Below are 25,102 nucleotides of genomic sequence, written 5' to 3'. Positions count from 1 at the left end.
CCCTCACCGCCTGGTGAGGGGCCCCGTCCGCGGGTGTACCGCGCCGCAGCTCAGCCGCCGAACTCCTCCAGGCCCTTCAGCGCCTGGTCCAGCAGCGCCTGACGGCCCTCCAGCTCCTTGGCGAGCTTGTCGGCCTTGGCGTTGTTGCCCGCGGAGCGGGCGGCGTCGATCTGCTCGCGGAGCTTGTCCACCGCCGCCTGCAGCTGCCCGGTCAGCCCCTCGGCACGCGCCCGCGCCTCCGGGTTGGTCCGGCGCCACTCGCTCTCCTCGGACTCCTGGAGTGCGCGCTCCACCGCGTGCATCCGGCCCTCGACCTTCGGCCGGGCGTCGCGCGGCACATGGCCGATCGCCTCCCAGCGCTCGTTGATCGCGCGGAACGCGGCCCGGGCGGCCTTGAGGTCGGTCACCGGGACCAGCTTCTCGGCCTCCTCGGCGAGCTCCTCCTTGAGCTTCAGGTTCTCCGACTGCTCCGCGTCGCGCTCGGCGAACGCCTCGCCGCGCGCGGCGAAGAAGACGTCCTGGGCGCCGCGGAAGCGGTTCCACAGGTCGTCCTCCGCCTCGCGCTGGGCCCGCCCGGCGGCCTTCCACTGCGCCATCAGGTCGCGGTACCGGGCGGCCGTCGGCCCCCACTCCGTCGAGCCCGAGAGCGACTCGGCCTCGGCCACCAGGCGCTCCTTCACCTGGCGCGCCTCCTCGCGCTGCGCGTCCAGCGAGGCGAAGTGCGCCTTGCGCCGCTTGGAGAACGCCGAGCGGGCGTGCGAGAAGCGGTGCCACAGCTCGTCGTCGGACTTCCGGTCGAGCCGGGGCAGCCCCTTCCAGGTGTCCACCAGGCCCCGCAGCCGCTCCCCGGCGGCCCGCCACTGCTCGCTCTGCGCCAGCTCCTCGGCCTCGGCGACCAGCGCCTCCTTGGCCTTGCGCGCCTCGTCGCTCTGCCGGGCACGCTGCGCCCGGCGCTCCTCGCGGCGCTTCTCCACCGTCTCCACCAGCGCGTCCAGGCGCCGGCCCAGGGCCTCCAGATCGCCCACGGCGTGGTGCTCGTCCACCTGCTGGCGCAGGTGGTCGATCGCCGTCTGGGCGTCCTTGGCCGACAGGTCGGTGGTCTTCACCCGACGTTCGAGGAGGCCGATCTCGACCACCAGGCCCTCGTACTTGCGCTCGAAGTAGGCCAGTGCCTCCTCGGGAGTGCCGGCCTGCCACGATCCGACGACCTTCTCGCCCTCGGCCGTACGCACGTACACGGTGCCCGTCTCGTCGACGCGGCCCCACGGGTCGCTGCTCACAGCGCCTCCTCCACCTGATGCCCGCAAGGGCGTCGCCCCGGGCATCGTCCACGGTTTCCCCGGCGGGCCTCGCCCGCCGTCCACGGCGCGAAACCCGTCCACGCCGCACAACGCCAATCTAGGCGACGCCCCGCCCGGCTGTCCGCACCCGGCGCCACCGAATTCCCCCGGCTCACACCTTCGGGACGGCCGCCTTCTCGATGGTGACGGGCTTCGCCGGGGCGCCGTCGGTCCCGCCGCCCTCGACACCGGCCTTGCCGACGGCCTGGACCAGCTTCAGGCCGTCGGCGTCCAGGGTGCCGAACGGGGTGTACGCGGGCGGCAGCTTGCTGTCCTTGTAGACGAGGAAGAACTGGCTGCCGCCGCTGTCCGGGCGGCTGGTGTTGGCCATCGCCACCGTGCCGGCCCCGAAGGTGACGGTGCCGTCCTCGCCGGGCTCGCCCAGCGCGTCCAGGTTCTCGTCCGGGATGGTGTAGCCGGGGCCGCCGGTCCCGTTGCCGTCCGGGTCGCCGCACTGGAGCACGAAGATGCCCGCCGTGGTCAGGCGGTGGCACTTCGTGTCGTCGAAGTAGCCCTTGTCGGCCAGCGCCTTGAAGGAGTTCACCGTGTGCGGGGTCTTCGCGGCGTCCATGGCGATCGAGAGCTCGCCCTCGTTGGTGGTGATCTCGAAGGCGTACTTCGCCTTCCGGTCGATCGTCATCGGCGGCTCGGGGGCCGAGCTCTCGGTGGCGGAGGGCGTCGGTGTGGCCTCCGCCGCGGCGTCGTCCTTCCCCGCGCCGTCGCCGCCCAGGCCGAGCGCCCAGACCGCGCCGCCCGCGACGAGCACGACGGCGACGGCCGCGGCGATGATCGCGTTGCGCTGCCTGCTCCTGTTGCGCGCCTGCTCCCTGCGCTGCTGCTGGCGCTCGAACTTCTGCCGGGCGAGCTGCCGCCGCCGCTGATCGCTGCTGACCACCGGGTCTTCTCCTCGAGGTGTGCGTGTCTGTGTACGCCGGGTCATGCTGACCGCCGAGCCTGCCCCGTACCGTATACGGGTTGGCTGTGGGATGAGCAGCGCCGGTAGGCTCTGATCTGCTGCATTCCACGTGGCATGACCTCCCGACGACCGAACTGAGGACGATCGTGCTTATTGCCGGGTTCCCCGCCGGGGCCTGGGGGACCAACTGCTACCTGGTCGCCCCCGCCGCAGGCGAGGAGTGCGTGATCATCGACCCCGGCCACCAGGCCGCCGAGGGCGTCGGGGAGACGATCCGGAAGCACCGCCTCAAGCCCGTCGCCGTCGTCCTCACCCACGGCCACATCGACCACGTGGCCTCCGTCGTGCCCGTCTGCGGCGCCCACGACGTGCCGGCCTGGATCCACCCCGAGGACCGCTACATGATGAGCGACCCGGAGAAGGCCCTCGGCCGCTCCATCGGGATGCCGCTGATGGGCGAGCTGACCGTCGGCGAACCCGACGACGTGCGGGAGCTCGCCGACGGCGCGCGGCTGTCCCTGGCCGGCCTCGACTTCTCCGTGTCGCACGCCCCCGGCCATACCAAGGGGTCGGTGGCCTTCCGGATGCCCGAGGCGGCGGACGTCCCGTCCGTGTTCTTCTCGGGCGACCTGCTGTTCGCCGGCTCCATCGGACGCACGGACCTCCCCGGCGGCGACATGGACGACATGCTCGCGTCGCTGGCCCGGGTCTGCCTGCCGCTCGACGACTCGACCGTGGTCCTCTCCGGCCACGGCCCCCAGACGACCATCGGCCGCGAGCGCGCCACCAACCCGTACCTGCGTGAGGTGGCCGCCGGCCTCGGGAGCACCCAGGGTGCTCCCCGACGAGGAATGTGACGAGAGAAGCCCCGTGAGCACCTTCCAGGCCCCCAAGGGCACCTACGACCTGCTGCCCCCCGACTCCGCCCGCTACCTCGCGGTGCGCGAGGCGATCGCCGCCCCGCTGCGCGACTCCGGGTACGGCTACATCGAGACCCCCGGCTTCGAGGACGTCGAGCTGTTCGCCCGCGGGGTCGGCGAGTCCACCGACATCGTCACCAAGGAGATGTACGCCTTCGAGACCAAGGGCGGCAGCCGGCTCGCCCTGCGTCCCGAGGGCACCGCCTCGGTGCTGCGCGCCGCCCTGGAGGCCAACCTCCACAAGGCGGGCAACCTTCCGGTCAAGCTCTGGTACTCGGGCTCGTACTACCGCTACGAGCGTCCCCAGAAGGGCCGCTACCGCCACTTCTCCCAGGTCGGCGCCGAGGCGATCGGCACCGAGGACCCGGCGCTGGACGCCGAGCTGATCATCCTCGCCGACCAGGCGTACCGCTCGCTGGGCCTGCGCAACTTCCGCATCCTGCTGAACTCCCTCGGCGACAAGGAGTGCCGCCCGGCCTACCGGGAGGCCCTCCAGGGCTTCCTGCGCGGCCTGGAGCTGGACGAGGACACCCGGCGCCGTATCGAGATCAACCCCCTGCGGGTCCTCGACGACAAGCGCACCGAGGTGCAGCGCCGACTGACGGGCGCCCCCATGCTCCGCGACTACCTCTGCGACGGCTGCAAGGCCTACCACGAGGAGGTCCGGGCCCTGCTGGCGGCCGCCGGGGTCGCCTTCGAGGACGACGAGAAGCTGGTGCGCGGCCTGGACTACTACACCCGGACCACCTTCGAGTTCGTGCACGACGGACTGGGCTCGCAGTCGGCGGTGGGCGGCGGCGGGCGCTACGACGGCCTGTCCGAGATGATCGGCGGCCCCGCGCTGCCGTCCGTCGGCTGGGCGCTCGGCGTGGACCGCACCGTGCTCGCCCTGGAGGCCGAGGGCGTCGAGCTCGACCTCCCGCGCTCCACCAGCGTCTACGCGGTACCGCTGGGCGAGGAGGCCCGCCGGGTCCTGTTCGGCGTGGTCACCGAGCTGCGCCGGGGCGGCGTGGCGGCGGACTTCGGCTTCGGCGGCAAGGGCCTGAAGGGCGCGATGAAGAACGCCAACCGCTCCGGGGCACGCTATGCGCTGGTCGCGGGCGAGCGGGACCTCGCCGAGGGCGTGGTGCAGCTCAAGGACATGGAGTCCGGGGAGCAGCAGGCGGTGGAGCTGGCCACCGTGGTCTCGGAGCTGCGCTCCCGGCTGGGCTGAGCGCAGGCCGCCCGCGCGGGCCCCGGGGAGTCAACCTCCCCGGGGCCCGCGGCCGTTGAGGGCCACCGGGATGGCCGGGGAGCGGCCTGCTTACGCGGAGCGAACGGAGCGGCGCCCCCGCCGTGGGGCAGAATGGCGGTGCCGGGGACGACCGATGAGACCGAGACGAGGATTCGGCGACATGACTTCTGCACAGACCCGCGAGGCCACCCCTGAAGAGGCGGACCCGGGGGTGGTGGGTGCGTCCCGGGCGCTGGGGTGGCTGCTGGTGGTGACGGGGGCTGCGGGGTTGCTGGCGGCGTGGGTGATCACGCTGGACAAGTTCAGGTTGCTGGAGGATCCGGGGTTCACGCCGGGGTGTTCGCTCAATCCCGTGGTGTCGTGCGGGAGCATCATGAAGAGCGAGCAGGCGGGGGTGTTCGGGTTTCCGAACCCGATGCTGGGGCTGGTGGCGTACGGGGTGGTCGTGGCGGTGGGTGCGGGGCTGCTGGCGGGGGCGCGGTACCGGCGGTGGTTCTGGTGGGGGCTGAACGCGGGGTGCCTGTTCGGGGTGGGGTTCTGTACCTGGTTGATGCAGCAGTCGCTGTATGTGATCGGTGCGCTGTGCCTGTGGTGCTGTCTGGCGTGGGTGGCGACGATCGTGATGTTCTGGTATGTGACCTCGCACAACGTGCGGAGCGGGGTGCTGCCGGCGCCGGCGGGGGTGCGGGGGTTCCTGGGGGAGTTCACCTGGGTGCTGCCGGTGCTGCACATCGGGATCATCGGGATGCTGGTGCTGACCCGCTGGTGGGACTTCTGGACCTCCTGAGGGCTCGGCCCGGGGCGGTGCCCGGGGCGGTGGACCTCCCCGCCCCGGTTCCGCCCCCGGGGGCTGTCGGCGGCCTGGCATAGGCTTCACGGCGTGGAGCCCGACCTTTTCACCGCCGCAGCGGAAGAACGCCAGGAGAGGGAACCGTCCAGCAGCCCCCTGGCGGTCCGCATGCGCCCGCGCACCCTCGACGAGGTCGTCGGGCAGCAGCACCTGCTCAAGCCCGGCTCCCCGCTGCGCCGCCTGGTCGGCGACGCCGGGCAGGGCCGTGCGGGCGCCTCGTCCGTCATCCTCTGGGGCCCGCCCGGCACGGGGAAGACGACGCTCGCCTATGTCGTGTCCCAGGCGACCGACAAGCGCTTCGTGGAGCTGTCGGCGATCACCGCGGGCGTGAAGGAGGTCCGCGCGGTCATCGACGGCGCGCGGCGGGCGGCCGGCGGCTACGGCCGGGAGACCGTGCTCTTCCTCGACGAGATCCACCGCTTCTCCAAGGCGCAGCAGGACTCGCTGCTGCCGGCGGTGGAGAACCGCTGGGTCACCCTGATCGCCGCGACCACGGAGAACCCGTACTTCTCGGTGATCTCCCCGCTGCTCTCCCGCTCGCTGCTGCTGACCCTGGAGCCGCTGACGGAGGCGGACGTCTCCGGCCTGCTCGCGCGGGCGCTCGGCGAGGAGCGGGGCCTGGCCGGGGCCGTCGCCCTCTCCGAGGAGGCCCGCGCCCATCTGCTGAGGATCGCCGGAGGGGACGCCCGCCGGGCGCTCACCGCGCTGGAGGCGGCGGCCGGGGCCGCGATCGACAAGGGCGAGGCGGAGATCTCCCTGCTGACCCTGGAGGAGACGGTGGACCGGGCGGCCGTGGCCTACGACCGCGACGGGGACCAGCACTACGACGTCGCCAGCGCCCTGATCAAGTCGATCCGCGGCTCCGACGTCGACGCCGCGCTGCACTACCTGGCGCGGATGATCGAGGCGGGCGAGGACCCGCGGTTCATCGCCCGCCGCCTGATGATCTCGGCCAGCGAGGACATCGGCCTCGCCGACCCCACCGCCCTGCCGACGGCGGTGGCGGCGGCGCAGGCCGTCGCGCTGATCGGCTTCCCCGAGGCCGCGCTGACCCTCAGCCACGCGACCATCGCGCTGGCCCTCGCGCCCAAGTCCAACGCGGCCACGCTCGCCATCGCCGCCGCCCGCAAGGACGTGCGCGAGGGCCTCGCCGGGCCCGTGCCCTCCCATCTGCGCGACGGCCACTACCAGGGAGCGGCGAAGCTGGGGCACGCGCAGGGCTATGTGTACCCGCACGACGTGGCCGGGGCCATCGCGGCCCAGCAGTACGCCCCGGACACGGTCGCCGGGCGCCGCTACTACGAGCCCACCCGCTACGGCGCCGAGGCGCGGTACGCGGAGGTGGTGGAGAAGGTGCGCGAACGGCTGCAGGGGGAGGCGCGGCCTCCGTCGGGCTGAGACTCCGCCGGGGCCGGGCGCTCAGCCGGAGGCCGCCCGGAAGAGCGTGTGCAGCGCGCGGCGCAGGCCGGTGACGTCGTCCACCGGCTCGGGGAAGTCGAAGCGCGCGTCGAACGGACGCCCCCCGGTGAAGCGCACCCGCAGCCCGAAGCGGTCCAGTGCCAGCGGCACCGCCCGCCGCCCGTCCCGCCGCAGCTCCGCCCCCCGCTCGCCGAGCAGGCCCGCCAGGTCCTGCACCCGGTCCTCGTGCGCGGCGCCGAGGTGCTGGAGGAGTTCCGCCTCGAAGGGGGCCACCGGGTCGGCGGTGGCGGCGGCGAACTCCTCCGGGTCGACGAGGCCGACCCCCCACAGGTCGTCGACCGCCGCCTCGCCCACCTCCAGCCGCAGCATCATGCGGTTGGGCTCGATCGCCAGGCCGGGCGCACCGGTGAGCCAGCCGGACACCCGTGCGCGGCCCCGGACGCGGTTCGGGACCGCGAGCGGGGCGACGTCGGTGACCTCCAGCACGGCCGGGAGCTCGTCGTCCTGGGCATGGGTGGCGGCGCGCACGGCGGGGGCGTCCGAGGGGAGGAGCAGGAACACCTCCCCGTCCTCGCCGAGGACGCGGGCGAGGGGGGCGTTCTGCCAGGGGAGAGGGCTCTCCACCCCCGGCACGAGCAGGGCCGCGGAGCATGTACTCTGTACGAGAGTTCGTGTGCGCTCGGCTGCTGACGGCAGCCGGGCGGTTTCAAGCCCGCTGGGACGCGGCTGACCATGAGCTGATCGGACCTCCGTCACCCCGGCGCCCGACGTCTTCGCTACGTCCTGTGCAGCGTCGGTGTTCTTCGTGCCGTCCGTGATGCGCTTGGTGTTCCCAGGGCGAGACATGCGATCTCCTTGAGTAAGGTAAGCCTAACCTAACCTACAACGGAGGTCTGGAGAACGTGCCTAACCAGTCGCGTCCCAAGGTCAAGAAGTCCCGTGCGCTCGGCATCGCGCTGACGCCGAAGGCCGTCAAGTACTTCGAGGCCCGCCCCTACCCGCCGGGTGAGCACGGCCGCGGCCGCAAGCAGAACTCGGACTACAAGGTCCGTCTGCTGGAGAAGCAGCGCCTGCGCGCCCAGTACGACATCTCCGAGCGCCAGATGGCCCGCGCCTACGACCGCGCGCGCAAGGCCGAGGGCAAGACCGGCGACGCGCTGGTCATCGAGCTCGAGCGCCGCCTCGACGCCCTGGTCCTGCGCTCGGGCATCGCCCGCACCATCTACCAGGCCCGCCAGATGGTCGTCCACGGCCACATCCAGGTCAACGGCCAGAAGGTCGACAAGCCGTCCTTCCGCGTCCGCCCGGACGACGTCGTGATGGTCCGCGAGCGCTCCCGCGAGAAGCCGCTGTTCCAGGTCTCCCGCGAGGGCGGCTTCGCGGCCGACGGCGAGACCCCGCGCTACCTCCAGGTCAACCTGAAGGCCCTGGCCTTCCGCCTGGACCGCGACCCGCAGCGCAAGGAGATCCCGGTCATCTGCGACGAGCAGCTCGTCGTCGAGTACTACGCCCGCTGATCCTCCGGCAGGCGCAGCCGCTCCGAGCGTCTCAGCCCGCCGCCTCCCCGCCCCTTCCGGTGGGGAGGCCGGCGGGCTTTCGCGTCCCCCCGGCGCGCCGCGACCGGCGGGGGGCCCGGTCGCAGGCCGCCAGCGCCCGCTCCACCACCGCGTCCAGCGACAGCGCCCGCCCGGCCGCGGCGCACTCCTCGTACCGGGCGGCCCCCAGGACTGCCCGGGTCCGCTCCTCGCACTGGGCCCGGGGCACCGCGAAGCAGCGGGAGCCGAACCGGGCCAGCCCCACCGACTCCCAGACCGGCGCGGTCGCCCCCATCAGCACCGCCGCCTCCACCGCGTCGCCCTCCGAGGCGGTGACCAGGGCCAGCAGCTCCAGAGCCAGCACCAGCCCCACCAGGTCGTGGAAGCGGTGGTCCACCGCCACGCACCGGGACAGCAGCACCCGGGCCCGCGGATGGTCGCCCGCCGTCCACGCGGCGTGCGCGAGCACGTACAGGGCATACGCCCGGGCCCACTCCTCGCCGAAGGACTCGCACACCTCGCGCACCTGCTCGCACAGCGCCACCGCGTCCCCCGGCCGCCCCTGGAACGCCAGCGCCAGCGCCAGCTCCACGCGGCCCATCAGCACGTTGCTGTTCAGCTCGCCCGCCCGGTCGTAGGCGTCCAGCGCGGCCCGCAGCAGCCGCTCCGCCTCCGCCGGCTCGTCCGACAGCAGCGCGAGGCACCCCCGCCGGTGCACCGCGTACGCCCCCGCGACCGCGTTCCCCGAGGCCCGCGCGCCCTCCTCGCAGGCGTGCAGCGCCGCGGCGGCGGCCGCCGGGTCCCCCTGGAGCACCGCCACGTACCCGAGCACCCACAGCGCCTTGAGCCGGGCGTCCTCGTAGGGCCTCGCCCCGCCCGGCGCCCGGCCCAGCGCGCGGTCCAGCCAGTACCTGCCCTCCGCGAGCCGCCCGCAGCCCACCCAGGAGAACCAGAGCGTGCCCGCGAGGAACTGCCCCAGGTGCGCCTCCTCGGGACTCTCCAGGCACCACTCCATCGCCGCCCGCAGATCGGGCAGCGAACTGTCCGCCACCGCGGCCACCTCGGCCTGCCGGGGGCTGAACCACTCCAGCTCGCACCAGGTCGCGAGGCCCAGGTGCCAGTCCCGGTGGCGGCTGCGCAGGCGCCCCTCGTCGCCCAGTGCGGCCAGCCAGCCCGCCCCGTAGGCGCGCAGGGTGTCCAGCATCCCGTAGCGCCGGCCCGCCGGGGTCTCCTCCCGGTGCACCACCGACTGGGCGACCAGCCCGCCCAGCACGTCGACGACGCTGCTCTCCGGGAGCTCCGGCCCGCTGCACACGTACTCCGCCGCCTCCAGGTCGAAGGGCCCGGCGAAGACCGACAGCCGCGCCCACAGCAGGCGCTCGGCGGGGGTGCACAGCTCGTGGCTCCAGCCGATCGCCGTCCGCAGCGTCCCGTGCCGCGGCAGCACGCCCCGGGCCCCCGAGGTCAGCAGGGCGAACCGGTCGCCGAGCCGGTGCAGCAGCTCCTCCAGCCCGATCGCCGGGAGCCGGGCCGCGGCCAGTTCCAGGGCCAGCGGGATGCCGTCGAGGCGGCGGCACAGCTCCCGCACCCGCTCCCGGTCCGCGGCGTCGGGGCGCCAGCGCGGCAGCACCTCGGCCGCCCGGTCGGCGAAGAGCACCGCGGCGTCCGCGCCCGCCAAGGGGCCGACGGGCAGGACCACTTCGCCGTCCACCCGCAGCGGGCGGCGGCCGACCGCCAGCACCGCCACCCCCGGGGCGCGGCACAGCACCTCGCGCACCAGCGCCGCACAGCCGTCGACCAGGTGCTCGAAGCCGTCCACGACCAGCAGGGCGGACAGTCCCCGCACCCGCTCCAGCAGCACCTCGCGGGCCGGGCGGCTGGTGTGGTCGGTGACGTGCAGTGCCTCCAGCAGGGCGTGGACGACGAGCCGGGGGTCCCGCAGGGGCGCGAGCGCGACGAGGCGGACCCCGTCGGCGTAACCATTCTTCAGCCCGTCGGCGGCCCGCAGCGCCAGCCGCGTCTTGCCGATCCCGCCCGTCCCCACGACGGTCACCAGCCGCGAGCCCGCCAGCGCCCGGCCGATCTCGGCGAGTTCCGTCTCCCGGCCCACGAAGCGGTTGAGTTCCACGGGGAGAAGCCCCTGGTCACCCGCGGGGGAGCGGTCGAAGGGGGTGTCGGGGCCGGGTAAGTGCCGCATAGGGCACGCAGCGTACCGATGTGTGTGCACTGCGTACAATCGGACGGTGGGCGGCGGGCTCCGCCCACCGGGAATCCGGTACGGGGAGCCGACCGGGGCGCGATAGGGTCAGGGGTACGCGATTTCCAGGCGCGGACGACGAGCAGAGAGCGGTGCGCAGTGACCGGTGGAGAGGTTGCCGGGATTCTGGTGGCCGTCTTCTGGGCGATCCTGGTGTCCTTCCTCGCCGTGGTGCTGGCGAGGCTGGCCCAGACGCTCAGGGCGACCACCCGTCTCGTGGCGGAGGTGAGCGAGCAGGCCGTCCCCCTGCTGGCGCAGGCGTCCGCGACCGTGCGGTCCGCCCAGACGCAGCTGGACAGGGTCGACGCCATCGCGAGCGACGTCCAGGAGGTCACCTCCAACGCCTCGGCGCTGTCCACCACCGTCGCCTCCACCTTCGGCGGCCCGCTGGTCAAGGTGGCCGCCTTCGGCTACGGCGTGCGCCGGGTGCTCGGCCGCCGGGGAGCCGGCCGCGAGGACGCCCCGCGCGAGCGCCGCACCGTGGTCGTCGGGCGGACCGTTCCGGCGGCGCGAGGCAGGAACCGGAAGGTCTGACGCACATGTTCCGCCGTACGTTCTGGTTCACGGCCGGCGCCGCAGCCGGCGTCTGGGCCACCACCAAGGTCAACCGCAAGCTCCGGCAGCTCACCCCCGAGAGCCTCGCCGCCCAGGCGGCCGGCAAGGCGATCGACGCCGGGCACCGGCTGAAGGGCATCGCGGTCGACATCCGCGCGCAGATGGTGCAGCGGGAGGCCGAACTGGGCGAGGCCCTCGGGCTCGACGACCACCCGGACCGGGTGCTGCCCGCCGCACGGCCGCGCCCGGCCGTCGGCCCGGCACGGCGGGGCCCGTCGGCCCCTCTCCCCGGCGGCCCCCGCGGCCGGTACGACATCCACCGCACCGACACGCAGAACACCACCGAGGACCGGACCCCCGGGCCCTCGAACAACGGGAATGAGGACCACTGATGGAGTCGGCTGAAATCCGCCGCCGCTGGCTGAGCTTCTTCGAGGAGCGCGGGCACACCGTCGTCCCTTCGGCGTCGCTCATCGCGGACGACCCGACTCTGCTGCTGGTCCCCGCGGGCATGGTCCCCTTCAAGCCCTACTTCCTGGGTGAGGTCAAGCCGCCCGCCCCGCGCGTGACCAGCGTGCAGAAGTGCGTGCGCACCCCGGACATCGAAGAGGTCGGCAAGACCACCCGCCACGGCACCTTCTTCCAGATGTGTGGCAACTTCTCCTTCGGCGACTACTTCAAGGAAGGCGCCATCAAGCTGTCCTGGGAGCTGCTCACCAGCCCCCAGGACAAGGGCGGCTACGGGCTCGACCCCGAGCGCCTGTGGATCACCGTCTACCTCGACGACGACGAGGCCGAGCAGATCTGGCGGGACGTCGTCGGCGTCCCCGCCGAGCGCATCCAGCGCCTGGGCAAGAAGGACAACTTCTGGTCCATGGGCGTCCCCGGCCCCTGCGGCCCCTGCTCCGAGATCAACTACGACCGCGGTCCGGAGTTCGGCGAGGAGGGCGGCCCGGCCGTCAACGACGAGCGCTACGTGGAGATCTGGAACCTGGTCTTCATGCAGTACGAGCGCGGTGCCGGCGACGGCAAGGAGGACTTCCCGATCCTCGGGGAGCTGCCGAGCAAGAACATCGACACCGGCCTCGGCCTGGAACGCCTCGCCATGATCCTGCAGGGCGTGCAGAACATGTACGAGACCGACACCCTGCGCGTCGTCATGGACAAGGCCACCGGGCTGACCGGCGTCCGCTACGGCGCCGAGCACGGCTCGGACGTCTCCCTGCGCGTGGTCGCCGACCACATCCGCACCTCCACCATGCTCATCGGCGACGGTGTCACCCCCGGCAACGAGGGCCGCGGCTACGTGCTCCGCCGCATCATGCGCCGGGCCATCCGCAACATGCGCCTGCTCGGCGCCACCGGACCGGTCGTCAAGGACCTGGTGGGCGTCGTGATCGACACCATGGGGCAGCAGTACCCGGAGCTGGTGACCGACCGCAGCCGCATCGAGACGGTGGCCGTGGCCGAGGAGGCCGCCTTCCTCAAGGCCCTCAAGGGCGGCACCAACATCCTGGACACCGCCGTCACCGAGACCCGGGCCGCCGGTTCCACCGTGCTGCCCGGCGACAAGGCCTTCCTGCTCCACGACACCTGGGGCTTCCCCATCGACCTCACCCTGGAGATGGCCGCCGAGCAGGGCCTGACGGTGGACGAGGACGGCTTCCGCCGCCTGATGAAGGAGCAGCGGGAGCGGGCCAAGGCCGACGCCAAGGCCAAGAAGACCGGTCACGCCGACCTCTCGGCCTACCGCGAGATCGCCGACGGCTCCGGCGCCACCGAGTTCACCGGCTACCGCAGCACCGAGGGCGAGTCGACGGTGGTCGGCCTGCTCGTGGACGGGGTCTCCTCGCCCGCCGCCTCCGAGGGCGACGAGGTCGAGGTCGTCCTGGACCGCACCCCCTTCTACGCCGAGGGCGGCGGCCAGCTCGCCGACCAGGGGCGCATCCGCCTCGACTCCGGCGCCGTCATCGAGGTCCGCGACGTGCAGCAGCCCGTCCCGGGCGTCAGCGTGCACAAGGGCGTCGTCCAGGTGGGCGAGGTCACCGTCGGGGCCTCGGCCCACGCCGCCATCGACGTCACGCGCCGGCGGGCCATCGCCCGCGCCCACAGCGCCACCCACCTCACCCACCAGGCCCTGCGGGACGCGCTCGGCCCGACGGCCGCCCAGGCCGGCTCGGAGAACTCCCCGGGCCGCTTCCGCTTCGACTTCGGCTCGCCCAACGCCGTTCCCGGCACGGTGCTCACCGACGTCGAGCAGAAGATCAACGAGGTCCTCTCCCGTGAACTCGACGTCCACGCCGAGGTCATGAGCATCGACGAGGCCAAGAAGCAGGGCGCCATCGCCGAGTTCGGCGAGAAGTACGGCGAGCGGGTGCGCGTCGTGACCATCGGCGACTTCTCCAAGGAGCTGTGCGGCGGCACCCATGTGCACAACACGGCCCAGCTGGGCCTGGTGAAGCTGCTCGGCGAGTCCTCCATCGGCTCCGGTGTGCGCCGCGTGGAGGCCCTGGTGGGCGTCGACGCCTACAACTTCCTCGCCAGGGAGCACACCGTCGTCGCCCAGCTGCAGGAGCTGGTCAAGGGCCGCCCGGAGGAGCTCCCGGAGAAGGTCTCCGCCATGCTCGGCAAGCTGAAGGACGCCGAGAAGGAGATCGAGAAGTTCCGCGCCGAGAAGGTGCTCGCCGCCGCCGCGGGCCTCGCCGAGTCCGCCCGGGACGTCCGCGGCGTCGCCGTGGTGACCGGCACCGTCCCGGACGGGACGGGCGCCGACGACCTGCGCCGGCTGGTGCTCGACGTCCGCGGCCGCATCCCCGGTGACCGTCCGGCCGTCGTCGCCCTGTTCGCCGTCTCCGGCGGCCGGCCGCTGACCGTGATCGCCACCAACGAGGCCGCCCGCGAGCGCGGCCTGAAGGCCGGCGACCTGGTCCGTACCGCGGCCAAGACCCTCGGGGGCGGAGGCGGCGGCAAGCCGGACGTCGCCCAGGGCGGCGGCCAGAACCCGGACGCCGTCCCCGAGGCCGTCGCCGCGGTCGAGCGCCTCGTCGCCGAGACCGCGTGAGCGGGGGAGGGACGGGCATGCGCCGGGGGCGCCGACTCGCGATCGACGTCGGGGACGCCCGCATCGGGGTCGCCTCGTGCGACCCCGACGGGGTCCTCGCGACACCCGTGGAGACCGTGCCGGGACGCGATGTCCCGGCCGCCCACCGGCGCCTGCGGGTGCTCGTCGAGGAGTACGAGCCCGTCGAGGTGGTCGTCGGGCTGCCCCGGTCGCTCAGCGGTGGCGAGGGCCCGGCGGCCAAGAAGGTCCGGGCCTTCGCCCGCACCCTGGCCCAGGGCGTCGCACCGGTCCCCGTGCGGCTGGTCGACGAGCGGATGACGACGGTGACGGCCACTCAGGGGCTGCGCGCCTCCGGGGTGAAGTCCAGGAAGGGGCGCTCCGTCGTCGACCAGGCCGCGGCGGTGGTCATCCTCCAGAACGCCCTGGAGTCCGAACGGGTGTCGGGCAGACCCCCCGGAGAGAGCGTCGAAACGATTGTCTGATCGCGATACGGTAACGTTCCGCGCAATGCGGCCGTGTTCGAACAGCCGCCGCACCGAGCAGAGGCGGATCGTCCGCACCGTCTCGCGGCCCTAGGGGATCGATGACTGAGTATGGCCGGGGCGCCGGACCCGAACCGTGGCATCCCGAGGACCCCCTCTACGGGGACCAGGGCTGGGAAGGACGGTCCGCCCCCGGTCACGCTCCGTACGACGACGGTGCCCGGCAGTACCCCGCGCAGGGCCAGGACCAGTACCCCTACGCGTACGACCCGCAGCACGGCGAGCAGTCCGCGTACCCGCAGCAGACCCCGGACCCCTACCCGCAGCAGTACCAGGGCGGGTACGAGGCCCAGGGCGGACAGCAGTACCCGCAGCAGTACGGCACCCAGGGCGGACAGCAGCAGTACCCGGGTCAGTACGGTCCCCAGGACGGGCAGCAGCAGTACCCGCAGCAGCACGGGACGCCGGGCGGACAGGACCCGTACCCGCAGCAGTACGGCACCCGGGACGGGCAGCAGCAGTACCAGGGTCAGTACGGCACCCAGGGCGGACAGCAGTACGGCGCACCGGGGCAGCAGGACCCCTCCTGGGGTGCGGGCCCCGAGGCGGCCGCCTACGGGACCGGCCAGGCGGGCGCCTACGGCGGCGGCCACCCGCAGGGCTACGGCAACCGCCAGGAGGCCGACTACTACGCCACCCCCGAGGCGTACCCGCCCCCCCGCCCACCCGGCCGCCGCGACGGCCCCGCCCCCGAACCCGGCCCGGAACCCGGCCCCGAGCCCGAACCCGGGCCGGTCTCCGACTGGGACGCCGAGCAGGACCGCCAGGAGGAGGACCACCCCTTCTTCACCGGCCAGGACGCCCCGCCCCGGCGGCGCGGGCGCGGACGGCGCGGCCCGGACGAGGATCCCGACGCCCCGGACGACCGCGACGACCCCGACGACGGGGACCCGGACGAGGACGGACCCGAGGAGCACCGCGGCGGCCGCGGCAAGGGCAAGCGCAAGAGCCGCAACGGCCTCGCCTGCCTGGTCGTCGTCCTCGTCCTGGGCGGAGTCTTCGGCGGCGCCGGCTACTTCGGCTACCAGTTCTGGCAGGACCGGGGGAAGGTCGAGGACTTCGCCGGCGCCGGCACCGGCCAGGTCGAGGTCGAGATCCCCAAGGGCGCCACCGGCGCGCAGATCGGCAACATCCTCAAGACCGCAGGCGTGGTGAAGAGCGTCGACGCCTTCGTCCGCGCCCAGGGGGACAACCCGCGCGGCACCTCCATCCAGGACGGCAGCTACCTGCTGAAGAAGGAGATGTCGGGCAAGGCCGCCGTCGACCTGATGCTCAGCGACGCCAGCCGCAACAACCTGGTGATCCCCGAGGGCAGGCGCAACGCCCAGATCTACGCGGAGATCGACAAGAGGCTGGGCCTGGAGGCGGGCACCACCGAGGACGTCGCCCGGAAGAAGGCGGGGAGCCTCGGGCTGCCCGAGTGGGCGACGGGCCACGAGAACGTCAAGGACCCGCTGGAGGGCTTCCTCTTCCCGGCCGCCTACCCCGTCGCCAAGGACGCCGAACCGGAGGCCGTGCTCCGCAAGATGGTCGCCCGGGCCAACCAGGAGTTCGAGAAGGCCGGCCTCCAGGCCGAGGCGGAGGGCCTGGGCCTGGAGAACGCCTGGGAACTGCTCACCGTGGCCAGCCTCGTGCAGGCCGAGGGCAAGACCCACGACGACTTCCGCAAGATGTCCGAGGTGGTCTACAACCGGCTCAAGCCGACCAACACCGAGACCAACCAGTTGCTCCAGTTCGACTCCGCCTTCAACTACCTCAAGGGGCAGAGCGAGATCGACATCTCCGAGAAGGAGATCAACAGCAACCGGGACCCGTACAACACGTACACCCAGAAGGGCCTCACCCCCGGCCCGATCGGCAACCCGGGCAACGAGGCCATCGCCGCCGCCCTCGACCCGACGAAGGACGGCTGGATGTACTTCGTCGCCACGGACGGCATGAAGGTGACCGAGTTCGCCAAGACCCACGACGATTTCCTCAAGCTGAAGCGGAAGTTCAATGCCGGCTAGCGCCGACCGGCGCCGGGCGGCCGTCCTCGGCTCCCCCGTCGCCCACTCGCTCTCCCCGGTCCTCCACAACGCCGCCTACGCGGCACTGGGCCTCGACGGCTGGACCTACGGGCGCTTCGAGGTCGACGAGGAGGCGCTGCCCGGTTTCCTGGCCGGCCTGGACGCCTCCTGGGCGGGCCTGTCGCTGACCATGCCCCTGAAGCGGGCCGTGATCGCGCTGCTGGACGAGGTCAGCCCGACCGCCGCCGCCGTCGAGGCCGTGAACACCGTGGTGTTCACGGACGACGGGCGCCGCATCGGCGACAACACCGACATCCCCGGCATGGCCGCCGCGCTCGCGGAGCGGGGCGTGGACACGGTCCCCTCCGCCGCGGTCCTCGGCGCCGGCGCCACCGCCTCCTCGGCGCTCGCCGCCCTGTCCCGGATGTGCACCGGACCGGTCACGGCCTACGTCCGCAGCGCGGCCAGGGCCGAGGAGATGCGGGGCTGGGGCGAGCGGCTCGGGATCGAGGTGCTCACCGCCGACTGGGCGGACGCGGCACGGGCCTTCGAGGAGCCCCTGGTGGTGGCCACCACCCCGGCCGGAGCCACCGACGCCTTCGCCGCCGCCGTGCCCGCGGCCCCCGGCACCCTGTTCGACGTGCTCTACGAGCCCTGGCCCACGGCCCTCGCCTCGGCCTGGGCCGCGCGCGGCGGGCCGGTCCTCGGAGGCCTGGACCTCCTGGTGCACCAGGCGGTGCTCCAGGTCGAGCAGATGACCGGCCGCACCCCCGCCCCGCTCGCCGCGATGCGGGAGGCGGGGGAGCGGGCGCTCGCCGCCCGCCGGGGCTGAACCCCTCCGGGGCCTCCGCGCGCCGCCCTCCCGGGTGTCCGTCCTGCCGCGAGGTGACGTCCGCCAGATGGAACGGTGGCGGTTCCCCCGGGAGGGCATGGGAGGATCGGTGCAGGCGGCCAGGACCGTGCGCCCCCGGACCCCGGCCACGGGGTCCTCCGGCCGCCCCGTCGCAAATCGTGAGCGCGAGCAGGAGGAACACCGTTGAGCAGGTTGCGTTGGCTGACCGCGGGCGAGTCCCATGGACCGGCACTGGTGGCGACCCTGGAGGGGCTTCCCGCCGGTGTGCCGGTGACCACGGAGCTGGTGGCGGACCATCTGGCGAGGCGGCGGCTCGGCTACGGGCGCGGGGCGCGGATGAAGTTCGAGCGCGACGAGGTGACCTTCCTCGGCGGAGTGCGCCACGGGCTGACGATGGGTTCGCCGGTCGCCGTCATGGTCGGCAACACCGAGTGGCCCAAGTGGGAGCAGGTCATGGCGGCCGACCCGGTGGACCCGGAGGTGCTGGCCCGGTCGGCGCGGAACGCGCCGCTCACCCGCCCGCGTCCCGGCCACGCGGACCTGGCGGGCATGCAGAAGTACGCGCTGGACGAGGCCCGTCCCGTCCTGGAGCGCGCCAGCGCCCGTGAGACCGCGGCCCGGGTCGCCCTCGGCGCCGTCGCCCGCTCCTACCTCAAGGAGACCGTGGGCATCGAGATCGTCTCCCATGTCGTCGAGCTGGCCTCGGCGAAGGCCCCCTACGGCCTGGTCCCCGAGCCCGCCGACGAGGCCCGCCTGGACGCCGACCCCGTGCGCTGCCTGGACCCTGCGGCGAGCGAGGCGATGGTGGCCGAGATCGACCAGGCCCACAAGGACGGCGACACCCTCGGCGGCGTCGTCGAGGTCCTCGCCTACGGCGTACCCGTCGGGCTGGGGTCGCACGTCCACTGGGACCGGCGGCTGGACGCGCGGCTCGCGGGCGCGCTCATGGGGATCCAGGCCATCAAGGGCGTGGAGGTGGGCGACGGCTTCGAGCTGGCCCGCGTCCCCGGCTCCCGGGCGCACGACGAGATCGTGCCCTCCGAGGACGGCATCCGCCGCGCCTCGGGCCGGGCGGGCGGCACCGAGGGCGGGATGTCGACGGGCGAGCCGCTGCGGGTGCGCGCCGCGATGAAGCCGATCGCCACGGTGCCGCGCGCCCTGAGGACGCTGGACGTGGTCACCGGCGAGCCCGCCGCGGCCCACCACCAGCGCTCGGACGTCTGCGCCGTCCCGGCCGCCGGGATCGTGGCCGAGGCGATGGTGGCCCTGGTCCTGGCGGACGCGGTCGCGGAGAAGTTCGGCGGCGACAGCGTCGGCGAGACCCGCCGCAACGCCCGCGCCTACCTCGACAACCTCCACATCCGGTGACCGCCCCGCTGATCGTCCTCGTCGGGCCCATGGGCTCGGGCAAGTCCACGGTCGGCGCACTGCTGGCCGACCGCCTCGGCGTCCCCTACCGGGACACCGACGCCGACATCGTCGCCGCCGAGGGCCGCGAGATCGCCGACATCTTCGTCGAGGACGGCGAGGAGCACTTCCGGGCCCTGGAGCGCGCCGCGGTCCGCGCCGCCGTCGCCGAGCACGCCGGTGTGCTGGCGCTCGGCGGCGGAGCCGTCCTCGACGAGGGGACCCGCGCGCTGCTCGCCGGGCTTCCGGTCGCCTACCTGTCCATGGACGTCGAGGAGGCCGTGCGCAGGGTCGGACTGAACACCGCCCGGCCGCTCCTCGCCGTCAACCCGCGCCGCCAGTGGCGCGAGCTGATGGAGGCCCGCCGCCACCTCTACACCGAGGTGGCCCGCGCGGTCGTCGCCACCGACGAGCGCACCCCCGAGGAGGTCGCCCAGGCCGTCCTCGACGCACTGGAGCCGAAGAAGACCGCCCCGGGGGAACCCTCCCCCGAGCCCCCGCAGGAGAAGCAGTGACCGACCAGGCAGTGACGCGAATCCAGGTCGGCGGTACGGCCGGCACCGACCCCTACGAGGTCCTGGTGGGCCGGCGGCTCCTCGGCGAACTGCCCTCCCTCGTGGGGGAGCAGGCCCGCCGCGTGGCCGTCATCCACCCCGAGGCCCTCGCCGAGACGGGCGAGGCCCTGCGCGCCGACCTCGCCGAGACGGGCTACGAGGCGGTCGCCATCCAGGTGCCCAACGCCGAGGAGGCCAAGACCGCCGAGGTCGCCGCCTACTGCTGGAAGGCGCTCGGGCAGACCGGCTTCACCCGCTCCGACGTCGTGGTCGGCGTCGGCGGCGGCGCCACCACCGACCTGGCCGGCTTCGTCGCCGCCACCTGGCTGCGCGGGGTGCGCTGGATCGCCGTCCCCACCACGGTGCTGGCCATGGTCGACGCCGCCGTCGGCGGCAAGACCGGCATCAACACCGCCGAGGGCAAGAACCTCGTGGGCGCCTTCCACCCGCCCGCGGGAGTGCTGTGCGACCTCGCCGCACTGGACTCGCTGCCCGTCAACGACTACGTCAGCGGCCTGGCCGAGGTCATCAAGGCGGGCTTCATCTCCGACCCCGCCATCCTCGACCTCGTCGAGTCCGACCCCGAGGGCGCGCGGACGCCCGCCGGACCCCACACCGCCGAGCTGATCGAGCGCTCGATCCGGGTCAAGGCGGAGGTCGTCTCCAGCGACCTCAAGGAGTCCGGCCTGCGGGAGATCCTCAACTACGGCCACACGCTGGCCCATGCCATCGAGAAGAACGAGCGCTACAAGTGGCGCCACGGGGCGGCCGTCTCCGTGGGCATGGTCTTCGCCGCCGAACTCGGGCGCCTGGCGGGCCGGCTGGACGACGCCACGGCCGACCGGCACCGGGCGGTGCTGCAGTCGGTGGGGCTCCCGCTCACCTACCGCGGAGACCAGTGGCCCAGGCTCCTGGAGACGATGAAGGTGGACAAGAAGTCCCGCGGCAACCTGCTCCGCTTCATCGTCCTCGACGGGCTGGGCCGCCCCACCGTGCTGGAGGGGCCGGACCCGGCGGTGCTGCTCGCCGCGTACGGCGAGGTGTCGGCGTGACCCGGCGCGCCCTGGTCCTCAACGGCCCCAACCTCGGCCGCCTGGGCTCCCGGGAGCCCGACGTGTACGGGGCGACCTCCTACGCGGGCCTGGTGGAGACCTGCCGCACGGTCGGCAGGGAACTCGGTCTCGACGTCGAGGTCCGGGAGACCAACGACGAGGGGGAGATGATCCGCTGGCTCCACGAGGCCGCGGACGCCTCGGTCCCGGTCGTCGTCAACCCCGGGGCCTTCACGCACTACTCCTACGCCCTGCGGGACGCGGCGGCCCAGCGCACGGCCCCGCTGATCGAGGTGCACATCTCCAACCCGTACGCCCGCGAGGAGTTCCGCCACACCTCCGTGGTGGCCGCGGTCGCCAGCGGCACCGTCGCCGGGTTCGGCATCGGCTCCTACCGGCTGGCCCTGCGGGCGCTCGCCGAGGAACTGGACGCCTGACGGGCACTCGGCACCGCCCTCGGCCGTTCCCCTCTCGGCGGCCGAGGGCGGTCGCACATCCGAGCGGTCCCGGGGACGGTACCGTTCGGTGCCGGGGGGCCGACGGCCGCCCCGAAGAGGCCGACGCGCAACGGACGGAGTGGCACCGGATGCAGCACGCAGGGGGGGCTCCGCCGCCACCGCCCCACGAACCGGGGCGGCAGCCCGCCGAATGGGGACCCGCAGCCCACCACCCGGGAGCGGTCCCCGGCCCTCCTCCGCCGCCTCCCGCGCCCCCGCACCAGCCCCCGCCGGGCCACCACCGGCCCCCCGAGCCCGCCGCGCGCCCCGCGCCGGGCGGACCGGGTCCCGGGCAGCCGCCCCCCGGCTGGAGCGGCGCCCCGCCGCGTCACCCCCCGGGCCCGCCGGCCCGGGAGGCGACCGGCCACGTCAGGCTCCCCTCGGGCGAGCCCGTCCCGCTGCCGAGCCCGCCTCCCGCCTCCGCCGGCACGGGCGCGGCCATGCTCGCCGTCCTGCTGATCGGTCCGGCCGGGGCGGGCAAGACCACGGTGGCGCGCCACTGGGCCCGCCACCGCCGGGTGCCCACCGCCCACATCAGCCTCGACGACGTGCGCGAATGGGTCTGCTCGGGCTTCGCCGACCCCCAGGACGGCTGGAACGAGCACTCCGAGACCCAGTACCGCCTCGCCCGCCGCACCTGCGGCTTCGCGGCGCGCAACTTCCTGGCCAACGGCGTCTCCTGCATCCTCGACGACGCGGTCTTCCCCGACCGGCCCGTGGTCGGCCTCGGCGGCTGGAAGCGCCATGTCGGACCCGGTCTGCTGCCGGTGGTGCTGCTGCCCGGCCTGGAGGTCGTCCTGGAGCGGAACGCGGAGCGCAGCGGGAACCGCCGCCTCTCCGACGAGGAGGTCGCGGGCATCCACGGCCGCATGGCCGGCTGGTACGGCTCCGGCCTGCCGATCATCGACAACTCCTCGTACGACGTGGAGACGACCGCACGGGTGCTCGACGAGGTGCTCGCCCGGGCGATCGCCAGCCCGCCCAGCTGGTAGCGCCCGGGGCCGGACCCGCCCGGGGCCGGGCCGATGTGCGCCGCGGGGGCAGGCCGGTCCCGCCCCCGTGGCGGCCCCGCGCCCGGGCACGGTCGGCCCCGCCACCGGGCCGACCGCGCGCGGGGCTCGTACGCTCGGAGAATGTCCGAGGTCTATGGCAACCGACGCCGCCGGCTGCGCGATCGCTGCGCCGCGGCGGGAAGCGCGGCGGTGCTGGTCTCCCGCCCGGCCAACGTCCGCTATCTCGCCGGGGTGGCCCCGCCGGGGGCGGTCCTGCTGCTGGGCCCCCGGGAGGACACTCTGCTGTGCCCCCGCACGCCCAACGGGGACCCGGTCGACGGGCATCTCGACGAGGAGCTGCGGCTGACCGTGCTCCCGGCCGGGGAAGGCGACCCCGCGGAGGCCGCGGCGGGGTCGGCCCTGGCCGCGGGCGCCGAGTCGCTGGCCGTGGAGGAGCACCATCTGACCGTGGCGCGCCACCGTGCGCTCGGCGCCGCCGCCCCGGGCCTGGCCGTCACCGACCTCGGGCCCGCGGTGGAGCAGCAGCGGGTGGTGAAGGACGAGGAGGAGATCGCCTGCCTGCGGATCGCCGCCGAGATCACCGACCAGGCGCTGGGGGAGCTGCTGGAGTCGATCCTGGTGGGCCGAACGGAGCGGCATCTGGCCCTGGAACTGGAGCGCCGCCTGGTCGACCACGGTGCCGACGGTCCGGCGTTCGCCACCTCGGTGGCGACCGGCCCCCATGCGGGCCTGGCCGCCCACCGGCCCTCGGACCGCCGGGTGGAGGAGGGCGACTTCCTCTCCGTCTCGCTCGGCGCGGCCTACCGCGGCTACCGCTGCGAGATCGGGCGGACCTTCGTGATCGGCACCTCCCCGGCGGACTGGCAGATCGAGCTGTACGAGCTGGTCTTCGCGGCCCAGCGGGCGGGGCGCGAGGCGCTGCTGCCCGGGACGGCCTGCCGCGACGTGGACCGCGCGGCCCGGCAGATCCTGGACGCGGCCGGCCACGGGGAGGAGCTCCCGCCCCGCACGGGGCACGGTGTGGGGCTCGAAATCGGTGAGGACCCGCAGTTGGCCCCTGCGGCCATGGGTAAACTGGACGCTTGTGTGCCGGTCACCGTCGAACCGGGGGTCCACCTCCCGGGCCGGGGCGGTGTCCGGATCGATGACACGCTCGTCGTGCGCCAGGAGGCGGACGGCGGACCCGAGCTACTCACCATCACGACCAAGGAGCTGCTCGCGCTGTAGGCGCGTGCCTCGGTCGTCCACCAGCGTCAGTCCAGGAGATTCCGCAACCGTGGCTTCCACGAACGACCTCAAGAACGGCATGGTGCTCAAGCTCGACGGAGGCCAGCTCTGGTCCGTCGTCGAGTTCCAGCACGTCAAGCCCGGCAAGGGCCCGGCCTTCGTGCGCACCAAGCTCAAGAACGTGCTCTCCGGCAAGGTCGTCGACAAGACCTTCAACGCAGGCGTGAAGGTCGAGACGGCCACCGTCGACCGCCGCGACATGCAGTTCTCGTACATGGACGGCGAGTACTTCGTGTTCATGGACATGCAGACGTACGACCAGCTGATGATCGACCGCAAGACGGTCGGCGACGCCGCGAACTTCCTGATCGAGGGCTTCGAGGCCAGCGTCGCCCAGCACGAGGGCGAGGTGCTCTACGTCGAGCTCCCGGCCGCCGTCGAGCTGACCATCAAGCACACCGAGCCCGGCGTCCAGGGCGACCGCTCCACCGGCGGCTCCAAGCCGGCCGAGCTGGAGACCGGCTACGAGATCCAGGTGCCGCTCTTCATCACCACCGGCGAGAAGATCAAGGTCGACACCCGCTCGGGCGACTACCTCGGCCGGGTGAACAGCTAGCCGTGGCTGCCCGCAACAAGGCCCGCAAGCGCGCCTTCCAGATCCTCTTCGAGGCCGACCAGCGCGGTGCCTCCGTGCAGAGCGTCCTCGCGGACTGGGTGCGGCACGCGCGGTCCGACGACCGCCAGCCGCCGGTCGCCGAGTACACCATGGACCTGGTCGAGGGGTACTCCCGGCACGCCGACCGGATCGACGAGCTGATCGCCACCTACTCCGTCGGCTGGACGCTGGACCGTATGCCGGTCGTGGACCGCAACATCCTCCGGCTCGGCGCCTACGAGCTGGTGTGGGTGGACGAGACGCCCGACGCCGTCGTGATCGACGAGGCCGTGCAGCTCGCCAAGGAGTTCTCGACCGACGAGTCGCCGTCGTTCGTGAACGGCCTGCTGGGCCGCCTCAAGGACCTCAAGGCGAGCCTGCGCCGCGACTGACGGCGCGGGTGCGGCCGGACCCTTCGCCGGGCCCGGACCGGAGGGATCCCTCCGGTCCGGGCCCGCGGTCGTCCCCCGGGCCGTCGCGCGGTCGCCCCGCGGCCGACCCGCGGGGGCGTCCCGCGGCCGCTCCGGGGTACGCCCGGGGGGCGGGCACCCGGCAGGTGCCCGCCCCCCGGGCGTGACGTTTTTTCTACCCTGGAGTCAGCTGTCCTCGTGCGCCACCGCACGCCGTGCGTCGGCGTCCAGCACACCCCAGCTGATCAGCTGCTCGGTCAGCACCGAGGGCGACTGGTCGTAGATGACCGCGAGGGTGCGCAGGTCGTCCTGCCGGATCGACAGCACCTTGCCGTTGTAGTCCCCGCGCTGCGACTGGATCGTGGCGGCGTAGCGCTGCAGCGGACCCGCCTTCTCGGCCGGCACGTGGGCCAGCCGCTCCAGGTCGAGGACCAGCTTCGGCGGCGGCTCGGCGGCCCCGCCCGGCGTGGTGCCCGGCAGCAGCTCCTGCACCGGCACACCGTAGAAGTCGGCCAGTTCGGCAAGGCGCTGCACGGTGACGGCGCGGTCGCCGCGCTCGTACGAACCGACCACGACGGCCTTCCAGCGCCCCTGGGACTTCTCCTCCACCCCGTGGAGCGAAAGCCCCTGCTGGGTGCGGATGGCCCGGAGCTTGGCCCCGAGCTGCTTTGCGTATTCGCTGGACATATAGCTCCCCGGACGCTGTGACAACGTGCGGCTCCGCCGCGCGACTGGTAACTCACTGTGAGGTTACGCAGCGTGACTTGGCTGAGTCAAGCCGAGCGGTCCGGACCGG

24 protein-coding genes are annotated in these 25,102 nt (G+C 73.6%); 19 read left to right on the top strand and 5 right to left on the bottom strand.

Features of this window, described 5'->3' with window-relative positions; genetic code table 11:
- Nucleotides 1-50: 50 nt before the first annotated feature.
- On the bottom strand, nucleotides 51-1,280 hold the full coding sequence (locus tag ACGF15_RS09140) for a DUF349 domain-containing protein (RefSeq protein ID WP_362615680.1): 1,230 nt from the start codon (nucleotides 1,278-1,280) through the stop codon (nucleotides 51-53).
- 172 nt (nucleotides 1,281-1,452) lie between these two features.
- Nucleotides 1,453-2,235, bottom strand: a complete 783-nt coding sequence (locus tag ACGF15_RS09135) for a peptidylprolyl isomerase (protein ID WP_392797465.1) — start codon at nucleotides 2,233-2,235, stop codon at nucleotides 1,453-1,455.
- A gap of 167 nt (nucleotides 2,236-2,402) precedes the next feature.
- Between ACGF15_RS09135 and ACGF15_RS09130 the strand changes: the two genes are divergently transcribed.
- The 4 genes from ACGF15_RS09130 to ACGF15_RS09115 all read left to right on the top strand — a co-directional run bounded on the left by ACGF15_RS09130 (nucleotide 2,403) and on the right by ACGF15_RS09115 (nucleotide 6,658).
- Nucleotides 2,403-3,113, top strand: a complete 711-nt coding sequence (locus tag ACGF15_RS09130; protein WP_392797463.1) for an MBL fold metallo-hydrolase — start codon at nucleotides 2,403-2,405, stop codon at nucleotides 3,111-3,113.
- A 13-nt stretch (nucleotides 3,114-3,126) separates the two neighbouring features.
- On the top strand, nucleotides 3,127-4,389 hold the full coding sequence (gene hisS, locus ACGF15_RS09125; protein WP_345616152.1) for a histidine--tRNA ligase: 1,263 nt from the start codon (nucleotides 3,127-3,129) through the stop codon (nucleotides 4,387-4,389).
- Between the two features lie 181 nt (nucleotides 4,390-4,570).
- Nucleotides 4,571-5,197 (top strand): vitamin K epoxide reductase family protein, encoded by a 627-nt coding sequence (locus tag ACGF15_RS09120; protein WP_376428281.1) that lies wholly within the window; start codon nucleotides 4,571-4,573, stop codon nucleotides 5,195-5,197.
- A 93-nt stretch (nucleotides 5,198-5,290) separates the two neighbouring features.
- Nucleotides 5,291-6,658 carry a replication-associated recombination protein A gene (locus tag ACGF15_RS09115; protein ID WP_345615353.1) on the top strand — a complete coding sequence of 456 codons (1,368 nt, stop codon included), beginning with the start codon at nucleotides 5,291-5,293 and terminating at the stop codon, nucleotides 6,656-6,658.
- 21 nt (nucleotides 6,659-6,679) lie between these two features.
- Here ACGF15_RS09115 and ACGF15_RS09110 read toward each other — a convergent pair whose 3' ends face one another.
- Nucleotides 6,680-7,375 (bottom strand): DUF2470 domain-containing protein, encoded by a 696-nt coding sequence (locus ACGF15_RS09110; protein ID WP_392797736.1) that lies wholly within the window; start codon nucleotides 7,373-7,375, stop codon nucleotides 6,680-6,682.
- 206 nt (nucleotides 7,376-7,581) lie between these two features.
- Between ACGF15_RS09110 and rpsD the strand changes: the two genes are divergently transcribed.
- A complete protein-coding gene (gene rpsD / locus ACGF15_RS09105) occupies nucleotides 7,582-8,196 on the top strand; it encodes a 30S ribosomal protein S4 (protein ID WP_256526759.1) in 615 nt (204 codons plus the stop codon).
- Between the two features lie 31 nt (nucleotides 8,197-8,227).
- Here rpsD and ACGF15_RS09100 read toward each other — a convergent pair whose 3' ends face one another.
- Nucleotides 8,228-10,411: an ATP-binding protein gene (locus tag ACGF15_RS09100; RefSeq protein ID WP_392797460.1), complete on the bottom strand. Its 2,184-nt coding sequence runs from the start codon at nucleotides 10,409-10,411 to the stop codon at nucleotides 8,228-8,230.
- A 159-nt stretch (nucleotides 10,412-10,570) separates the two neighbouring features.
- Here ACGF15_RS09100 and ACGF15_RS09095 point away from each other — a divergent pair, with 159 nt between their 5' ends.
- The 14 genes from ACGF15_RS09095 (at nucleotide 10,571) to nusB (ending at nucleotide 24,288) form a co-directional block, all read left to right on the top strand.
- Nucleotides 10,571-11,005, top strand: a complete 435-nt coding sequence (locus ACGF15_RS09095; protein WP_392797458.1) for a DUF948 domain-containing protein — start codon at nucleotides 10,571-10,573, stop codon at nucleotides 11,003-11,005.
- 5 nt (nucleotides 11,006-11,010) lie between these two features.
- Nucleotides 11,011-11,418 (top strand): hypothetical protein, encoded by a 408-nt coding sequence (locus ACGF15_RS09090; protein WP_345615356.1) that lies wholly within the window; start codon nucleotides 11,011-11,013, stop codon nucleotides 11,416-11,418.
- Nucleotides 11,418-14,087, top strand: coding sequence for an alanine--tRNA ligase (gene alaS, locus ACGF15_RS09085; protein ID WP_345615357.1), 2,670 nt, complete (start codon nucleotides 11,418-11,420; stop codon nucleotides 14,085-14,087). The genes ACGF15_RS09090 and alaS overlap by 1 nt, the downstream gene beginning before the upstream one ends.
- Nucleotides 14,088-14,104: 17 nt before the next feature.
- Nucleotides 14,105-14,569 carry a Holliday junction resolvase RuvX gene (gene ruvX / locus ACGF15_RS09080; protein WP_345615358.1) on the top strand — a complete coding sequence of 155 codons (465 nt, stop codon included), beginning with the start codon at nucleotides 14,105-14,107 and terminating at the stop codon, nucleotides 14,567-14,569.
- Between the two features lie 101 nt (nucleotides 14,570-14,670).
- Complete coding sequence (gene mltG, locus ACGF15_RS09075) at nucleotides 14,671-16,638, top strand: endolytic transglycosylase MltG (RefSeq protein ID WP_392797455.1); 1,968 nt, start codon at nucleotides 14,671-14,673, stop codon at nucleotides 16,636-16,638.
- Complete coding sequence (locus ACGF15_RS09070; protein WP_362612513.1) at nucleotides 16,628-17,470, top strand: shikimate dehydrogenase; 843 nt, start codon at nucleotides 16,628-16,630, stop codon at nucleotides 17,468-17,470. The genes mltG and ACGF15_RS09070 overlap by 11 nt, the downstream gene beginning before the upstream one ends.
- Nucleotides 17,471-17,674: 204 nt before the next feature.
- Nucleotides 17,675-18,859 carry a chorismate synthase gene (gene aroC / locus ACGF15_RS09065; RefSeq protein ID WP_392797453.1) on the top strand — a complete coding sequence of 395 codons (1,185 nt, stop codon included), beginning with the start codon at nucleotides 17,675-17,677 and terminating at the stop codon, nucleotides 18,857-18,859.
- Nucleotides 18,856-19,413: a shikimate kinase gene (locus ACGF15_RS09060; protein WP_345615362.1), complete on the top strand. Its 558-nt coding sequence runs from the start codon at nucleotides 18,856-18,858 to the stop codon at nucleotides 19,411-19,413. The genes aroC and ACGF15_RS09060 overlap by 4 nt, the downstream gene beginning before the upstream one ends.
- Nucleotides 19,410-20,504, top strand: coding sequence for a 3-dehydroquinate synthase (aroB, locus tag ACGF15_RS09055; RefSeq protein WP_345615363.1), 1,095 nt, complete (start codon nucleotides 19,410-19,412; stop codon nucleotides 20,502-20,504). Before ACGF15_RS09060 ends, aroB begins: the two co-directional genes overlap by 4 nt.
- The gene (aroQ, locus tag ACGF15_RS09050) at nucleotides 20,501-20,941 is read left to right on the top strand and encodes a type II 3-dehydroquinate dehydratase (protein WP_256526750.1); all 441 of its coding nucleotides are present in this window, start codon (nucleotides 20,501-20,503) and stop codon (nucleotides 20,939-20,941) included. The genes aroB and aroQ overlap by 4 nt, the downstream gene beginning before the upstream one ends.
- Before the next feature lie 149 nt (nucleotides 20,942-21,090).
- Nucleotides 21,091-21,993, top strand: a complete 903-nt coding sequence (locus tag ACGF15_RS09045) for a Pro-rich N-terminal domain-containing protein (protein ID WP_392797450.1) — start codon at nucleotides 21,091-21,093, stop codon at nucleotides 21,991-21,993.
- A gap of 141 nt (nucleotides 21,994-22,134) precedes the next feature.
- Nucleotides 22,135-23,241: an aminopeptidase P family protein gene (locus ACGF15_RS09040; RefSeq protein ID WP_345615365.1), complete on the top strand. Its 1,107-nt coding sequence runs from the start codon at nucleotides 22,135-22,137 to the stop codon at nucleotides 23,239-23,241.
- 49 nt (nucleotides 23,242-23,290) lie between these two features.
- Nucleotides 23,291-23,857, top strand: a complete 567-nt coding sequence (efp, locus tag ACGF15_RS09035) for an elongation factor P (RefSeq protein ID WP_256526747.1) — start codon at nucleotides 23,291-23,293, stop codon at nucleotides 23,855-23,857.
- Nucleotides 23,858-23,859: 2 nt separating this feature from the next.
- Nucleotides 23,860-24,288, top strand: coding sequence for a transcription antitermination factor NusB (nusB, locus tag ACGF15_RS09030; RefSeq protein ID WP_256526746.1), 429 nt, complete (start codon nucleotides 23,860-23,862; stop codon nucleotides 24,286-24,288).
- Nucleotides 24,289-24,492: 204 nt separating this feature from the next.
- Here nusB and bldD read toward each other — a convergent pair whose 3' ends face one another.
- Nucleotides 24,493-24,993, bottom strand: a complete 501-nt coding sequence (gene bldD, locus ACGF15_RS09025) for a transcriptional regulator BldD (protein WP_181657181.1) — start codon at nucleotides 24,991-24,993, stop codon at nucleotides 24,493-24,495.
- Nucleotides 24,994-25,102: the final 109 nt, after the last annotated feature.

The organism is Streptomyces sp. NPDC048001 (assembly GCF_043203115.1).
Classification (GTDB): domain Bacteria; phylum Actinomycetota; class Actinomycetes; order Streptomycetales; family Streptomycetaceae; genus Streptomyces; species Streptomyces sanyensis.
Note: the sequence above shows the minus strand (reverse complement) of the source record. Positions and strands in the feature narration are given on the sequence as shown.

Excerpts from the sequence above, each read along its gene's own strand:
- ACGF15_RS09100 (WP_392797460.1), bottom strand. The coding sequence starts at position 10,411 with ATGCGGCACTTACCCGGCCCCGACACCCCCTTCGACCGCTCCCCCGCG.
- bldD (WP_181657181.1), bottom strand. The coding sequence starts at position 24,993 with ATGTCCAGCGAATACGCAAAGCAGCTCGGGGCCAAGCTCCGGGCCATC.
- ruvX (WP_345615358.1), top strand. The coding sequence starts at position 14,105 with ATGCGCCGGGGGCGCCGACTCGCGATCGACGTCGGGGACGCCCGCATC.
- ACGF15_RS09040 (WP_345615365.1), top strand. The coding sequence starts at position 22,135 with ATGTCCGAGGTCTATGGCAACCGACGCCGCCGGCTGCGCGATCGCTGC.
- ACGF15_RS09090 (WP_345615356.1), top strand. The coding sequence starts at position 11,011 with ATGTTCCGCCGTACGTTCTGGTTCACGGCCGGCGCCGCAGCCGGCGTC.
- ACGF15_RS09045 (WP_392797450.1), top strand. The coding sequence starts at position 21,091 with ATGCAGCACGCAGGGGGGGCTCCGCCGCCACCGCCCCACGAACCGGGG.
- mltG (WP_392797455.1), top strand. The coding sequence starts at position 14,671 with ATGACTGAGTATGGCCGGGGCGCCGGACCCGAACCGTGGCATCCCGAG.
- alaS (WP_345615357.1), top strand. The coding sequence starts at position 11,418 with ATGGAGTCGGCTGAAATCCGCCGCCGCTGGCTGAGCTTCTTCGAGGAG.
- ACGF15_RS09070 (WP_362612513.1), top strand. The coding sequence starts at position 16,628 with ATGCCGGCTAGCGCCGACCGGCGCCGGGCGGCCGTCCTCGGCTCCCCC.
- ACGF15_RS09120 (WP_376428281.1), top strand. The coding sequence starts at position 4,571 with ATGACTTCTGCACAGACCCGCGAGGCCACCCCTGAAGAGGCGGACCCG.